Origin of the sequence: Aquimarina agarilytica ZC1, assembly GCF_000255455.1 — a bacterium.
GTDB lineage: Bacteria > Bacteroidota > Bacteroidia > Flavobacteriales > Flavobacteriaceae > Aquimarina > Aquimarina agarilytica.
Genome location: NZ_JH621253.1, coordinates 130,788 through 146,891, shown reverse-complemented (window position 1 = coordinate 146,891; position 16,104 = coordinate 130,788). Strand labels below are relative to the sequence as shown.

Sequence of the window (16,104 nt, the reverse complement as noted above, 5' to 3'; positions counted from 1 at the left end):
TAGAGTAGATGATTTTGGCATCCTTAAATATACGAAATATTTATATTAAAAGCGTATTAATGTATAAATGATACACAATTAAATTTAAATATTTCTAAATAAGTATAAGGGAGTGTGTTGTTTTGAATACACTCCCTTATACTTTATACACATTTAATACTTTATAAAATTTCACGAATTAAATACTAAGTAGAAGCCAAAAAAAAGTTTAATTATATCCTTATGCAATAAATGCATTTTTTTATCGTTTAAAAGTAAATGTTAACGACAAAAGATTAATTAAATGGCAAAAATTTACTCCAAAGAAACTTCAAACGACAATAAAAAAGTGAAGCCTAAAGCTGAAACAATAGATTTTATATTAAACTATTCCAGATCATTAAGTATTTTAAAAACAGATAAATTTATGATTGAGATCAATAAAAATTAGTCTTATTTTTTTCGAAATAAATTCTTACATTTTTTTATTTGCGACACTTTTTTCATAATCCTTTAAAACAGTCTTTCGACCTATTTTTTTAGTGATGATGTCTTTTTCTATATTCCATGCTCTAGCAGGAGAATATTCACGTCCGTACCATATAATCTGAAGATGTAAATCATTCCAAAGTTCCTTAGGAAATAATCTTTTAGCATCTTTTTCAGTTTGCACAACATTTTTACCGTTCGTAAATCCCCACCTATACATTAATCTATGTATATGGGTATCCACAGGAAATGCCGGTATACCAAAAGCTTGAGAAATAACAACACTTGCAGTTTTATGCCCCACAGCAGGTAACCTTTCCAGTGCTGCTAAATCCATAGGTACTTTTCCACCATGCTCCTCTATTAAAATTTTAGACAATCCATATATTCCTTTCGATTTCATTGGAGATAAACCCACTGGCCTTATTATTTCTTTTATCTCATCTACAGAAAGTTTAATCATGTCATAAGGATTATTTGCTTTAGCAAATAATAAAGGGGTTATTTTATTTACTCGGACATCGGTACTTTGTGCACTTAACAACACTGCTATTAATAAGGTATAAGGATCTGTATGATCTAAAGGTATCGGTATTTCTGGATATAACTTATTTAATGTTTTTATAACGAAATCAACTTTTTCCTTCTTGGTCATTTTTTTGTAGTTTTATTGTAAAAATAAGAATTATGACAACACTAAAAGCTGGAGATCCTGCTCCAAATTTTACAGGAACAGATCAAAGCGGAAACACTCATAGTCTTTCAGATTATAAAGGCAAAAAATTAATCCTTTTCTTTTATCCAAAAGCAAGTACACCTGGCTGTACTAATGAAGCTTGTAATCTACGAGATAATTACAAGGAGCTACAAAGCCAAGGTTATGAAATTATAGGAATAAGTGCAGACAGCGCTAAAAGACAATCTAATTTTAAAAATAAATATGAGTTCCCTTTTCCTTTATTAGCAGACGAGGAAAAAGAAGTAATCCATGCTTTTGGCATATGGGGGCCTAAAAAATTTATGGGGAAAGAATATGACGGCATACACCGAACCACATTTGTGATTAATGAAAATGGAATATTAGAACAAGTAATCACCAAAGTTAAAACCAAGGATCATGCTGCTCAGATATTGAGCAATTAATTTAAGCTTAACTTCACAAGAGGCTACCAAAAAAAGGTAGTCTTTTTTTTAGATATGCATAATTTAGTAACCATAATTATTTTCAACACTTAATTTTGCACTATTCAAAACTATAGCTAAATTCTGTAAACGTTTTTGTTCAAAATATGTTTCTGGAAAAGTCAAAATTCTTTTGTCTGTATAACCTTCTCTAACCACATAAATAGTCAAATCTGCTTGCTTACTTATTAACATCGTATCTGTAACTAAGGTTACAGGTGCTGTGTCCACAATAATATAGTCATAATTTTGCTCTAAATAATCGAACATTTCCTTAACCCTAGGTTGCACCAATAAACCTGAAGGATTTGGAGGTATATCTCCTGAAGGTATTATATCTATCGGATTTTCAGATTTTTCTTTATAAATAATATCCTGTGGTTTCAACTCAGAATTCATTATAAAATTAGTAAAACCAGGTGTTTTTTTACCTTTGGGTAAATCCAAAAATTTGTGAAATTTAGGATACCTAAAATCTGAACCCACATAAGCGACCTTACTACCATAAATAGCTAATGTTTTTGCCAAGTTTGAAGAAATAAAAGTTTTTCCCTCACCAGATATACTAGAAGTTACAAAGATTACTTTGCCTGACTCTTTTTTTACACCCGTCAATACAAAATCTAAATTAGTTCTTAAAATCCTAAAAGCCTCAGAAATTGGTGTTCTACTTTTTTCATCAATTATAATTTTATTCTTTTTCTTATTCTCTGGAATTGCACCAAGCATTGGTATAGATAAAGCTTCTTCTAAATCATCCTTAGATCTTACTTTTGTATTTAATAAATCTTTTAAATACAAAAACATAAAAGGAAGCAAAAAACCAAGAAACATTGAACCTGCATAAATCACTTTCTTATTAGGTGAAACTGGACTCGACCCTAATGCCGAAGCTCTATCTATAATCCTAGAATTAGGAACTGTTATATGACTTGTTATTTCAGCTTCTTCTCTTTTTTGCAATAAATAAAGATATAGTTGCTCTTTAATTGTCTGCTCTCTTTCTATTACTCTTAAATCTTTTTGTCTAGTTGGAGCTACATAAAGCTTACCACTAAAGTATTTTTCTTGAGTCTCAAGGCTGCTTAACTTTATATCTACTGAACTTTTCAAACTATTTAATCCACCTAATAATACTTGCCTCAACCCATTTATCTGTTCATCCACATTTACTACAACTGGATTTTGAGTACTCGATGTTTTTAATAATCTCTTCCTCTGTAATATTAAGCCGTTGTATCTTGACACAGTGCTAGAAATTGATGGATCTTCGAAACCTAAATTCGAAGGTATAGGGTCAAACATACCTTCTTGACTTTGAATGAAACTTCTCATTGATTCAATTAAACGAAGTTGCGTTCTATTCCTTTCTATTGCCTGAACACTTTGAGAATCAAATTCTGCTACACGTTGTGTTTGGGCACTAAGGTCATTTGTTAATCCAAATTTTGATTTATATCCTGCAGCTTCATCATCAACACTAGTTAAATCCTTATTGATTAAATTTATTCTTTCCTTTATAAAACTAGCCGTTTTGTCTGATATTTCTTTTTTATGCTCTATCGTAGCTACCCTATATTCATCAATCAATTCATTAATTATGTCTTTTGCTTTTTCTTTACTAGCATCATTCAAAGACACCTTAACAACAGATGTCCCCTTTGACAATTCATAAACAGCTAATCTTTTTCTGTAACTTTCTACTATATTTTTTACAGGGTGTATTTTTACCTTTATAGTTTGACCAATATTTTTCTTAATATCTTTTGTACTTGGTGTAATAATTACATTACCCACGGTAGTTGATACTTTTTTACCAAAAGAATGTGTCGTTTTCACCACCCCTTCTTCATCTAAAAAAGAAAATGAGGTCTCTGAATTAATTAATACATTAAATATTGACGACTTTGTATCTATAATCGAATCTGCAGCTAAAAAATTAATTTCTACTATTGATTTAGGATAATTTTCAGTTTCTAAAATTCTTCCTTTAGAGAAGTATTGAATATTTAATTTTAGCTTTTTTACAACATTCTGTATTAGCGTTTTTGAACGAATAATTTGAATTTCACTACTAATCTCATCCTTTACTTGATTCATCACTCCAAGATCTTGAAAAGCTCCTAAAGCTGAATCGCTAATATTATCCTCTTGAGAAATGAAAATTGTTGCCGAAACATTATATTGAGGGACAGTGTACCTTACATATACGTAAGCCAAAGCACCAAAAAAAAGAAAACTAAGAAGAAATAGATACCATTTCTTCAAATATTTTAACAGTTCTTCTCTTATGTTTATTTTTTTAGGAGTAACCTTTTTTTCAGAAACAAATGATGCCCTTTCTAATGCCATAATTTAAATATTAAATCTATTAATAATTATCGACGAACTGTAATCATAAATGTTAATACCGAAATAAGCACACCTATTGAACTAAAAACTATACCTAATTTTGTTGCATTATTTTCTGATTCTCTTATTTTAGATTCATTAGGTTCAATATATAACACGTCATTTTGCGTCAAATAATAAGCCTCTGAATTAAATAACTCTTTTGAGGTTAAATCAATTTTATGAAAAGTCTTTTTAATTCCATTCTCCCTAATTACCGTTACATTTGTTCTCTTTCCCTTAATCGTTAAATCACCTGCTAACCCCAAAGCTTCTATAATTGTTATCCTTTCATTAGGTATTGAAAAAGAACCTGGATTATTAACTTCTCCTAACACTGTTATTTTAAAATTATTTAAACGAACTGAAACAATAGGATCATTTATATATGATTTCAATTTTTCTTTTATCATTTTTTTTACTTGAATACGTGTCAAGTTTACTACCCTAAGTTTTCCTAATACAGGGAACTCTATATTTCCCTCATAATCTATAAGGTACGTCGGAGATTGTGAACTTCCTGAATCAGAGCTTGTCCCAGTTTCACCAGATGAAGAAATTCCTTGCGATAAATTAAATGGCCTAGCCGTATCCATATCAGTAGCTGACACAGAAACACTTATTATATCATCTATTTTAAAAACTGGTTCAAATGAATTAATCAAAGAAACTTCATCTTTATTTTTTACATTTTGAAAATATGCTACATCTTCAGGTGTTTTACATGAAAAAAATAACAAAATAATAGAAATACAATACAGTAAATTTGAATATCTCATAAATAACAATAATTTCTAACACCAAAAATAAAACTATTTATGAAGTGTTGTTACAATTTAATTTATTAAAATAAAATACTTTCCTTTGAATTAGTAGTATTTTTAATTTTATTCTTTTTATCTATACTTTCAAAGCTAGAATTATTTGAAATAAATTCCGGTACAATCTCCTTTATCTTACCAACCACTAAATTGTCTTGATTCAATAAATCCATAATACACAAATCATCTATTTTATCTTTGACTAGATCTAATGATTCTTTTTCATCCCCCTTACTTATCATTATTTTTTTATGATACGTAGGTAATGTATTTTCTGTATTAGAAAGCAACTCTTCATAAAGTTTTTCTCCAGGTCTAAGACCAGTTATTTTAATATCAATATCCTCTGGATAATGAAGCCCTGATAAAGTAATCATTTTTTTTGCTAGATCCACAATTTTAACTGACTGGCCCATATCAAAAATAAATATTTCTCCGCCTTTCCCCATTGTACCAGCTTCTATAACCAATTGAGAAGCTTCAGGAATAGTCATAAAATATCGCGTTACATCTGGATGTGTTACAGTTATTGGCCCGCCTTTTTCTATTTGTTTTTTAAACAATGGTATCACTGAACCATTTGAACCTAACACATTACCAAATCTGGTAGTAATAAATTTTGTCTTACTATTTTTTTGAAGGCATTTAATATATATTTCAGCAACTCGTTTCGTTGCCCCCATTACATTAGTAGGATTAACTGCTTTATCTGTTGACACAAAAACAAACTTATCTACTTGATATTTTGATGACAAATCTGCTAATTTTCTTGTTCCTAATACATTTATCTTTATTGCCTCTGTAGGATACCTTTCCATAAGTGGCACATGCTTGTAAGCTGCAGCATGAAAAACCATATTAGGTTGATAATCTTTAAATATAAGCTCTATCCGTTGAGCCTCTCTTATATCAGCTACTATTGCTGTAAAGTCACTAATGTTTTTACTCAATAATTCTTGTTGCAAATCATATAAAGCTGATTCTGCTTGATCTACAAGTATCAGATGCTTGTATTTATATTTTGCTAATTGCCTAACAATTTCACTTCCTATAGAACCTGCCGCCCCGGTAATTAAAATGACTTTATCTTTAATTTCATTAACTACACTTTCATTTTCTATATCAATAGCTGGTCGTTCCAACAAATCTTCAATTTGAATTTGTTTTATTTGAGACATTTCAAACTCTCCATCATGCCAATCATTATAAGCGGGTACAATCTTTACTTTTACCCCTAAATCAATTAAAGAGTCTGCTATTTTTCGTAATCCTCTTTTATCAATATGAGGTATCGAAACAATCACTTCATCAATTTCATTTTTGTCTATAAATTTTTGATCAACTGATTTTTTAGCATATACTTTTATTCCATTGATAGTTTTCCCAACCTTATTTACATTATCATCAATAAAACCAACTACAGTAATAAATTTTTCATCATTACTAGTTACTGCGGACAGTGTAATTTCCCCTGAGTGTCCAGCTCCATAAATCATTACTCTAGAGGATTGACCTAGCTTATATTTTACATAATGATAGCAATACTTAAAAACTATTCTACTAGTGATAAGTGTAATAATATTTAGCAAATAATGCATATCAATTATTGAAATTGGAATATTAAAAGCTTCTGGTATTAAAGCAAGTCTACTTGTTAAAACCAAAACACTGCACATTGCCAATAAAACACTTACTGATAGAAATAGATTATAAGCATCTTGTAAGCCTGCTTTTCTTATTATCCCTTTATATGAACCAATCCACAAAAAACTTAATCCAGAAAATGTAATAATTACAGGTAATTGATACCATAAATTAAATTCATTATTCTCAAATGTAATTCCAAATCTTATCACATATGCTAAGAAAAAATTCACAATTACAATAAGAATATCAATAGATAATACAAGCCATTGAGAGGCATGTTTATCTAAATTTTTAAGTAAAAAACTTTTGATCATTTCAATACTTTTTTAATTATTGATACAACTCTTTCTAAATCTTCTTTTTCAAGATTAGATCCACTAGGCAAACAAAGCCCCTTATCAAATAACTCATCTGAAACTCCATTAACATAAGCTTTCGCATTCGCAAATACGGGTTGGCTATGCATTGGTTTCCACAAGGGTCTTGATTCTATATTATCTTCAGCTAATGTCAGTCTTATTTTTTCTCTTAACTCATAAGAATTCGTTTCTATACAAGTCAACCATCGATTAGAAAAGCTCCCTTCGGGTTCTTCTAAAAATTTTATTTCTGAAAACTCCTTTAAATATTCCTCATAAAAAGCATAATTAGCTCTCCTTTTATTCACATGAGCATCTAAAACCTGCATTTGACCTCTCCCAATACCTGCAACTATGTTGCTCATCCTATAATTATAGCCTATTTCGGAATGTTGGTAATGTACCGCATCATCTTTAGCCTGAGTGGCTAAAAAAACAGTCTTATCTTTTAATTCTTTGGTTCTAGTTATTAATGCTCCTCCCCCAGATGTAGTTATTATTTTATTCCCGTTGAATGATAAAATTGCCATATCACCAAAAGTCCCACATTTAAATCCCCTGTACGAACTTCCTAAAGCTTCTGCACTATCTTCTAGTATAGGTATTTCATAATTTTTAGCAATGTCATGAACTTTATCAACATTATAAGGCATTCCATATAAATGAACTGTAACTATGGCTTTAGGTTTTTTCCCTTTAGCTATTCTATCCTTAATCGCCAATTCAAGTTGTTCTGGGCAAATATTCCAAGTTTCCCTTTCACTATCAACAAAAACAGGAGACGCTCCTAAATAAGTAATAGGATTTGCCGATGCTGCAAAAGTCATACTCTGACACAAAACCTCATCACCATTAGTAACCCCTAACAATTTTAATCCCAGATGCAGCGCTGATGTTCCAGAAACCAAAGCCGAAACGTATGTATCTTCATTTAAATACTTTTTAATGTCCGATTCAAAGCCATTAACATTAGGTCCCAATGGAGCTACCCAATTAGCATCAAAAGCTTCTTTTACAAAAGCTTTTTCAGCCCCTCCCATGTGAGGTGAGGACAGCCATATTTTTTTACATTTCACTTGATTCATAAACACAGAACTAATCATTAATTGAAAACACAACACATTATTATGAATGCTTTCATTACAATAATATTATTAAAGGGGTATGGGATTATTTTAGGGTCAGTAATAAAAAAAAATATCCTTTTATGGAATACACTGACATTGCCATTGAATATGGAAAATATAAAGCATAAGTATAATATTACAAGTTGGTTCAACAATATAAAACTTAATTTTCTAAAACAAAAGTAATTTAATATTCCTTTCTATACTCTTAAATTTTAACTTTTTAGCTAGAGTACATGAAAAATTCGTTAAAAAACATAAAACGCCTTAGATTGAACAAAAAAACATTATAAATGTTAAAAAAATAAATTATTAATAACAAAAAATGCTTTTTGATAAAAATACGATAAAACAAAATCAATTTATAAAATTTTAAAACATTGTAAATCAGTAAATTAAATATATTTAATTTAACAAAAAAAATGTTAAACTGTTAAAAAACTACAATTCAAATAGTTAATTAATATAGTAATGATAATTATTTTATGCCCAAATATCACATTTAGAAGTTACAGAAAGAAAAAAAATCGACAAAACAACAAATTATACTGATAAATAACAGGCGGATATTATTACGCTGTCGTTACTAATAAAATTCCAATCCAACAATTAACTAACTGTGTTTCTATACAATGGAAAAAAACTTTGATTATCATTTTTATCAGCAAACTGCTTTACTAAATCATCATATATTGATTGATTGACTATATATTTCCAGATTTTAAAATCTTTAAAATCTTTTGAAAAAGATGCTTTAAAATTAAATAATGAATCTTCGGAACTCCCTAAACCTCCCCCTAAGTTAAAATAAGCATACTTCTGGTCTACCCCTTTTATTCTCATTTCATCAATTAACAAACGTATCGGCGTTAAATTCAAATAATCATTACGAGTTCCTGATATATGATATTGTATAATATCATTGGTTCTAACCATCATAGCTGCAGATATAATTTCATTTGTCTCTTTTAAAATCGCAAACAAAACATCTGTTTGAAAATCGGAGCTATTTATAAATTTATCAAAATAAGCTTCATCGAAATAATAAGATTTTTTGGCATTCACACGATCCATATTTTCGTAATATAAATCCTGAAACACCTTCATATCATCCTTTGTACCCCCTACTTTGACAGTACATAATTTTCTTGCTTTATTGATATACCTTTTTGTAGTTTTTGAAAAAATAGTTCGCTGCTCATCTAAATCCTTTGTTAGATCTATATTTACCACCTTACTTAGTTTTACAATCTCACCAAGACCTGCAATTGCTTTTTCTTGAAAGGGTATATAAGGGTTTAATCTAGCAAAAACAGTTACTATATTATTTTCTTGAAAATAGGTATTTAACTGATTTAAAAAATGTACATTATCATAGTTCTCATCAATATTTTTATGTAACGTCCCGGCATAACCATAAACTGAAGTAATATCAAAGTAATCAGTATTAAAAATTCGTCTTTTCAAAAAAGGTAAGCCTATAATATTACCTTCTTCTTCATATTTTATTAAAACTGGTATTTCTCCCTCGGCTTTAGACAAATGGTGATAATCGTACGTATGATAAAAATCAAATTTTTCAACAGCATTTAATAGCTCTTGCCATTCTTGTTTATCAGTAATAGTTTTAAATTTTGAAATAGACATATAATTTATAAACTCTATTATTTTTTATTTTCGGAGCAAATATCACTCCTAAAACCTATACCACCTAATTATTAATTCGATAATATGGAAAAAAATAATCTGTCAAAGCTATACTTTTCACTTCCATATAATTCTCATCCTTCCGTAAATTTAGTTCTTCATATATTTTTGCATTAAGAACCTTTCTACCTGTATAAAAAACAACTTCCTCATTCTTAGGAAAAAAAGCTCTTTTACTTCTATACAATCCATCTCCATTTTTAATCCCTCCACCTAATACATAATCTTTTTTCCCTTGATCTATTGCCCATTCTATAATTTTAACTCGTAAAAAATCATTAGGTCTATACGCAAAATATTCTGAGTCTGTACCTCCCAAAAAGGCATATACTGTTTGCTCATGATGTATATTTAATTCTACTGAAATAGGTATATCTTTATAATATACAACTGCAATAGTAAAATTATTATTATTTGATAATACTAACTTTTCAAAATAAGACTTTGGAAAAAAATAAAGACTTCCGGCATTATTTCGGCTCATCGTTTTTGTATAAATCTTATAAAAAATAGCGATCACATCTTTTGTCAAATTCTCTTTTTCAAAAATTTTAAACTTTAGATCAGATTTTAATGCTTTCCTATAGTTATTCCTTACTTTGGGCAAAAAAGCAGTCCATTGATCATCTAAATTTTCTAAAAGATCACCTTTTACATTAATTAAAGAATCTATTAATGTTCCTGAATAATATTTATGATTATTATTTAAGCTAAATCGAATAAATTCAGTTACTACATTATTTTTCTGGTACCATTTATCAATACTTTCCCAAAAGGACACTACAACTTCCTTTTCTATTGATTTACAAAATAATGGGCCATTATACCCATAAGGGCTTATTACATCATAATACTCAGTAAAAACTCCATTTGATTCTATTCTTCTTAAAATAAACGGCATCAAAACTTTTACCGACTCATCCTCTTTGTAAAGGAAATACATTAGCTTTTGTGATTCCGCTAAAAAATATTCTAAATGAGCTATTGAATAATACACATTATTTCCCCACTTTTCACGTAAAAGCTTTGTATACCTATCGGTATTATCTTTCCCTTCAATTTCATGAATTGATAATTTGTAATTTTTGCTCAATAGATCATCCCATTTTAGTTAAACAAAATATTTTACATAGCATAGAGGTCATTTAAAAAATTAAATATTCCCCTTCCAAACTTCCATAGTAAGATTTTCATCAGAATTTACTCCTTCCTTAATGAAAACTTTTTTTACCGTCAATAATAAAATTTGAACATCCAGTATAAGGCTTACATTTTCAACATACCAAACATCATATTCAAACTTTTTAGACCAAGTAATTGAATTCCTTCCTTTTACTTGTGCCCAACCAGTAATACCAGGCCTAATATCATGACGCTTATTCTGAATAGTATTATATTGTGGTAAATACTCCATTAGTAAAGGACGGGGTCCAACTAAACTCATATCTCCTTTTAACACATTTACTAATTGCAACACTTCATCCAATGAATATTTTCTAATAAATGCACCTACTTTAGTAACTCTTGATAGATTATGTACTTCTTCATCTTTTTCAGAATCAATATCAATCATTGTTTTAAATTTAATGATATTAAAGGGGACTCCTTTTTTACCTGGTCTTTGTTGAAAAAAGAAAGGTTTTCCATTATTAACAAAAAGAAGTATTACTATTAAAACAATTATGATTGGTGATAATAATAGAAAGCCTAAGAATGACATTATAAAGTCAAAAACTCTTTTCAAAAATGGATTATACATGCTTGGTTTTATGTTTCTCAATCGTTAAACTACACAAAAATAGTTTCAAATACCGAATTGTTTTCAAAAATAAGTAAAAATCAAACAAATACATCTTAATTCTTACTTCTATAAACTTAAATTCTATTTATCTTTTTTTATAATTCAGATTCAATAATTCTTACCAAATCTCCAACACTGTTCATATTCATTAAATCCATAAGTTTAAATTTAATATTAAGCGAAGCTTCTATTTCCGAAATGATCATCATATGAGTTACAGATTCCCATCCATCTACATCATGAGCTGTCGTATCTTCTGTTAACTGAAAATTATCATGCTCTAATACAGTAACAAGTGCACTTTTTACTTTTTCTAAAATCTCTTCTTTGTTCATTTTATTTATTAATTTCAAAATATGATTTCAATTCTTTTCTATTAATTTTCCCGTTTATACTGTGTGGAAACTCTTTTATAAACCTTGTATGGCTTGGGATCATATAATCGGGCATTTTAGATTTCATATACTCAAATATTGATGTCGTATCAAACTCATCGGACTCAATGGCTAAACCTAATTCCGAGTTTCCTAATTGATTGAGTATATCCAAAGCCACTATATTCACTTTTTTTTCACATGCAGCTTTGGCATGAAATTCAATTTCAGCTAACTCAACACGATAACCTCTTATTTTTACTTGAAAATCCGACCTACCAACATATAAAAAATCGCCTTGATTATCTTTAAAGCAAAGGTCCCCTGTTTTGTAAAACCGAATCATTTCCCCTTTTTCTTCTTTCACAAAAAAACTTTCCTCATTTTTTTGAGGATTTTTCCAATAACCCGGGGTTACTTGCTCACCTCCTAAACACAATTCTCCAGTAATACCTACTTGGACTTCTTTATTATTTTCATCAACTACTATATATGTAGTCCCAACCTGTGGTTTTCCAATAGCAACTACACCATTATGATTTTTAGTATGTGTTTCTTTATTATATGGATAAAAACCACTGTAAACCGTATACTCTGTAGGTCCATAATAATTAAAAACTTTACAATTGGGTAAACAATCACTCCATTCTTGTGCTATATCGGCATGTAAGGCTCCTCCTCCAAAACTACAATACCTAACATCTGGAGCATTAATTTCATTAAAATAAGGCCTTAAATAATTAATAATTGATGGAACCATGGTTAATACTGTCAACCGCTGCTCATTTATTAATTTAAATATATAAAAATACTTGATTGCTCCTTTAGGAATAGTATATATACAAGCACCAGATAATATCGGAAATAAATAAGTCACTACCGAAAAATCAAAGGTTAATTCAAACATTTGCAAACACCTATCTGTAGGCATTAAATTAAAATCTGGTTCTATATCAACAGCATTAACCAATGCATTCACATTATTAAATGTGATCGGTACTCCTTTGGGTAAGCCTGTGGTACCCGAGGTAAATAATATATATGCTAAATCATTATTATTAACTTTCTTTAATGGGATTTTTTGGGTGACTGATTCTATTTTTTGGGGATTAATTACTTCTAAATCATTAAAAGTAGAAACCTCGGATGAATCAATTACATAGTGAATATCTGTAAGCTCAAATACTTGTTCATTTCTCTTTTGAGGAACTTCTGGATTCACTGGCACATATGCTTTTCCTTCAAACCATAATGCTATTATTGCTGCGTAAGTTTCTATATCATTGTTAGTTACTAAACCTAACATTTTTTCATTTTCACTAACATTTTGTTGTAGTGCAAAACGAATTGAATTTATAATATCCGAAAACACTTTATAGGTATAAAAAGTATCTTTTATATAAAAAGCATTTTGATTCGCGTTTGTGTAAATTGATTCGTATAGTTTTTTTACAAATTCCATTATTTTTAAATCAGGTATAGTTTAAAATTTTCAATGAATCATAAAGTCCTAAAATCACTTTATTACTTTAATTCTATCTTTATAAAATACAAGACATACAAAATAAATCTTCTACTTTTAATAAAAATGTCCATCCCTATTGTATATTTTTAAAGCTTCATTACCAAATTCAATAGAATCGTGCGCTAAAGCTTTTTTGGCTATTTTATATGTAAATATTGTAGTAAATCGTTTATTTATATTATTGGACAACTCAGTATCGTCTGTAAATATAAAATTCATTCCCGATTGAGTAAAATGAGCGATGAGTGCATCAACACACTTATCATAGTTACTTTGATCACTAACTAGAAAGTATTTTATATTAAATTCTTTATGATTAATTACATAAGATATAAAACCAATTATTGTCTCATCTTGAACAATTTTGACTTTATGAATTCTAATATTATGTCCAATGCCAACTTGTAAAGAATGCTGCTTAAATTTATTAACAACTGGTATTTGTGTGTATTGGCTATTATCCAATTGCCAATCAATGTATTCTTTTGTTTTATGTACTAAATCATTTTGGCATAAAGGCTTAATAAACTCCCAAGTTGCTTGATCCAATTTATTCAGATAGTGATACTCAAGAGTAGCAGTTCTCTTTTTGGCTTTAAGCTTGTTTAATTTATTTACTAATGCTCCAACAAGCTTATCTGCTCCCTTTAAAATAAGTTTAAAATACTTTAAAAATGAAAATCGCCCTAATAATATATTGGTATCAAGACTAAAAAAAATGGTATGTCTTAGCCTAGATTGAATTAATTTAAACGCTTGTTTTTCGTAAAAATCATTAACACTTTCTGCATATGATTTTACAATTACTTTCTTATTGGCTAAATTCAAAGCTTCATTAAATATATAAGTCCCTAAAACAGTATCCTTATAAGCATGATCAACCCACCATAAAAGCTCCCAATATCCTTTTTCTATTTGCTTTCCAAAATTGAACAAATCAGGAAACATATAAATAAATGCCACCATTTTATCACCTTCAAACCCAAAAACACCACAATAATCTTCCTCTTCAATACGGGTATTTGAAAGTAGCCAAATGGCTTTACTTTTTGGTATAGGAACCATACTTGTTTCCCAATACGTATTTTTTTCAACTGCCTTTCTTAACTCAGCTTTAGTTACTGGTACAATACGTAAATCTTTACTCATACATCTTTTTTGTCAAAAGCTTTATTCATTAGTTTTCTATACACCTTACGGAGAAGTAATACAACTACAATTTATAGAAAACCTGTTTTAAATCATTTTTTACAAAGAAATAAAATGACGCTTTTCTATAATTTTTATAGTCTTCACAATGATCTTTTTTCCATTTTTAACAAATTTGGGATATAAGCTATCAAAATCATCATCATCATTTACTTTAATTGCTTTTTGAGCTAAAATAATTCCCTCATCAAGTTTATCATCAATAATATGAGTTGTAACCCCCGTAACTTTCACTCCGTAAGCTATTGCATCTTGAATAGCCGTTTTTGTGCCTAAAAAACTAGGAAACAATGAAGGATGAATATTAAGAATTTTATTAGGAAAAGCTCGAAGCATTTCTTGTTTAATCACATATTTATAATTGAGCATAAAAATATAATCTATCCCTTTATTTTTCAACTCTTTAATCAACTCTTTTTGATAGGTAATTAAATCAGGAAAGTCTGTTTTTTTGAGCAGTAAAGTTTCTATCCCTAATTCTGCAGCTTTTTCTGCAGCTCCACAAGGTTTAGATTCGTAAATTACTAATTTAATAGTACTCTTTTTTAATACGCCCTGCTCATAAGCATCCAATATATCCTTTGCATTACGTCCCCATCCTGTAACCAGAATTGCCCAATTTATTTTTTTATTTTCTGTACTCATCCAAATCTTGTAATGTTGAACTTGGGTCAATAACTATGTCCTTTGACGACAATACATTTATTATGGTTTTAAAAACAATTTTCACATCTAATACCAGTGATAAGTTCTCAACATAATAAACATCCTTTGACAAACGCGCTTCCCAATGTAATAAATTCCTACCAGAAACTTGAGCTAAACCCGTGATACCTGGTCTAATGTCATGTCGTTTCTTTTCTTGCTCTGTATAGTATGGCAAATATCTAATTAATAATGGTCTTGGACCTATAAAACTCATTTCACCTTTTAGTACATTCAATAATTGAGGAATTTCATCTAATGATGTTTTTCTAATAACACTTCCTATTTTAGTTAAACGCTCACCATCGGGTAATAAATTACCATATACATCCTTAGCATCATTCATGGTTTTAAACTTCAAAATACTAAAAATACGTTCATTTTTTCCAGGTCTTTTTTGAATAAAGAACGGAGTACCTTTGTTAGCAATAATTAACAATAGAGCAACAACAATAAATACTGGTAAAGTCAATAGTATTAATAACAAAGCTCCAAAAAAATCAAAACTTCTTTTTATAACTAATTTATACATTTATATTCTTGACCTAAAACCTTAAAATAAGTTCATTAAGATTTTTTATTAAAGTCACAATATATGCTCTAAAAAATTAATTTATGGCATAAAACTGAAGAAAATATTTCGCAAGCAAGTAGAAAAATACATCATACTTATTTTCGAGACTCTATTCATTAAAGCCTAGACTTAAAAAAAGCCGTCCAAAAAACACTAACAAAATGGACGGCTAATTTTAAGTATGAAATATAATTGCTTGTTCTATTATAAAACA

At 29.0% G+C, this 16,104-nt stretch carries 15 protein-coding genes; 2 read left to right on the top strand and 13 right to left on the bottom strand.

The window, feature by feature from the left end; all coding sequences use genetic code 11:
- Positions 1 to 283 precede the first annotated feature (283 nt).
- Entirely contained in the window at positions 284 to 430 is a 147-nt protein-coding gene (locus tag KQA_RS20505) for a hypothetical protein (protein WP_010179284.1), read from the top strand.
- 24 nt (positions 431 to 454) lie between these two features.
- Here the strand turns inward: KQA_RS20505 and KQA_RS0206450 are convergent, their stop codons facing one another.
- Entirely contained in the window at positions 455 to 1,123 is a 669-nt protein-coding gene (locus tag KQA_RS0206450; protein ID WP_010179282.1) for an endonuclease III domain-containing protein, read from the bottom strand.
- A 32-nt stretch (positions 1,124 to 1,155) separates the two neighbouring features.
- Between KQA_RS0206450 and bcp the strand changes: the two genes are divergently transcribed.
- Positions 1,156 to 1,611, top strand: coding sequence for a thioredoxin-dependent thiol peroxidase (bcp, locus tag KQA_RS0206445; RefSeq protein ID WP_010179281.1), 456 nt, complete (start codon positions 1,156 to 1,158; stop codon positions 1,609 to 1,611).
- Positions 1,612 to 1,674: 63 nt separating this feature from the next.
- Here the strand turns inward: bcp and KQA_RS0206440 are convergent, their stop codons facing one another.
- From KQA_RS0206440 to KQA_RS0206380, 12 genes are all read right to left on the bottom strand, one after another.
- Complete coding sequence (locus tag KQA_RS0206440; RefSeq protein WP_010179278.1) at positions 1,675 to 4,002, bottom strand: GumC family protein; 2,328 nt, start codon at positions 4,000 to 4,002, stop codon at positions 1,675 to 1,677.
- 26 nt (positions 4,003 to 4,028) lie between these two features.
- Positions 4,029 to 4,820: a polysaccharide biosynthesis/export family protein gene (locus tag KQA_RS0206435; protein WP_010179276.1), complete on the bottom strand. Its 792-nt coding sequence runs from the start codon at positions 4,818 to 4,820 to the stop codon at positions 4,029 to 4,031.
- A 65-nt stretch (positions 4,821 to 4,885) separates the two neighbouring features.
- Complete coding sequence (locus KQA_RS0206430; protein WP_010179274.1) at positions 4,886 to 6,823, bottom strand: polysaccharide biosynthesis protein; 1,938 nt, start codon at positions 6,821 to 6,823, stop codon at positions 4,886 to 4,888.
- On the bottom strand, positions 6,820 to 7,953 hold the full coding sequence (locus KQA_RS0206425; protein ID WP_029209491.1) for a DegT/DnrJ/EryC1/StrS family aminotransferase: 1,134 nt from the start codon (positions 7,951 to 7,953) through the stop codon (positions 6,820 to 6,822). The genes KQA_RS0206430 and KQA_RS0206425 overlap by 4 nt, the downstream gene beginning before the upstream one ends.
- 651 nt (positions 7,954 to 8,604) lie before the next feature.
- A complete protein-coding gene (locus tag KQA_RS0206415) occupies positions 8,605 to 9,642 on the bottom strand; it encodes a GNAT family N-acetyltransferase (protein WP_010179268.1) in 1,038 nt (345 codons plus the stop codon).
- A 64-nt stretch (positions 9,643 to 9,706) separates the two neighbouring features.
- Positions 9,707 to 10,795 (bottom strand): GNAT family N-acetyltransferase, encoded by a 1,089-nt coding sequence (locus KQA_RS0206410; RefSeq protein ID WP_010179265.1) that lies wholly within the window; start codon positions 10,793 to 10,795, stop codon positions 9,707 to 9,709.
- A 60-nt stretch (positions 10,796 to 10,855) separates the two neighbouring features.
- A complete protein-coding gene (locus KQA_RS0206405) occupies positions 10,856 to 11,461 on the bottom strand; it encodes a sugar transferase (RefSeq protein WP_010179263.1) in 606 nt (201 codons plus the stop codon).
- A gap of 137 nt (positions 11,462 to 11,598) precedes the next feature.
- Complete coding sequence (locus tag KQA_RS0206400) at positions 11,599 to 11,838, bottom strand: acyl carrier protein (protein WP_029209490.1); 240 nt, start codon at positions 11,836 to 11,838, stop codon at positions 11,599 to 11,601.
- Position 11,839: 1 nt separating this feature from the next.
- Positions 11,840 to 13,339 (bottom strand): AMP-binding protein, encoded by a 1,500-nt coding sequence (locus tag KQA_RS0206395; protein WP_010179259.1) that lies wholly within the window; start codon positions 13,337 to 13,339, stop codon positions 11,840 to 11,842.
- Between the two features lie 117 nt (positions 13,340 to 13,456).
- Positions 13,457 to 14,551, bottom strand: coding sequence for a hypothetical protein (locus KQA_RS0206390; protein ID WP_010179257.1), 1,095 nt, complete (start codon positions 14,549 to 14,551; stop codon positions 13,457 to 13,459).
- 99 nt (positions 14,552 to 14,650) lie between these two features.
- On the bottom strand, positions 14,651 to 15,256 hold the full coding sequence (gene purN / locus KQA_RS0206385) for a phosphoribosylglycinamide formyltransferase (protein ID WP_010179255.1): 606 nt from the start codon (positions 15,254 to 15,256) through the stop codon (positions 14,651 to 14,653).
- Positions 15,240 to 15,848, bottom strand: coding sequence for a sugar transferase (locus KQA_RS0206380; protein WP_010179253.1), 609 nt, complete (start codon positions 15,846 to 15,848; stop codon positions 15,240 to 15,242). The genes purN and KQA_RS0206380 overlap by 17 nt, the downstream gene beginning before the upstream one ends.
- Between the last annotated feature and the right edge of the window lie 256 nt (positions 15,849 to 16,104).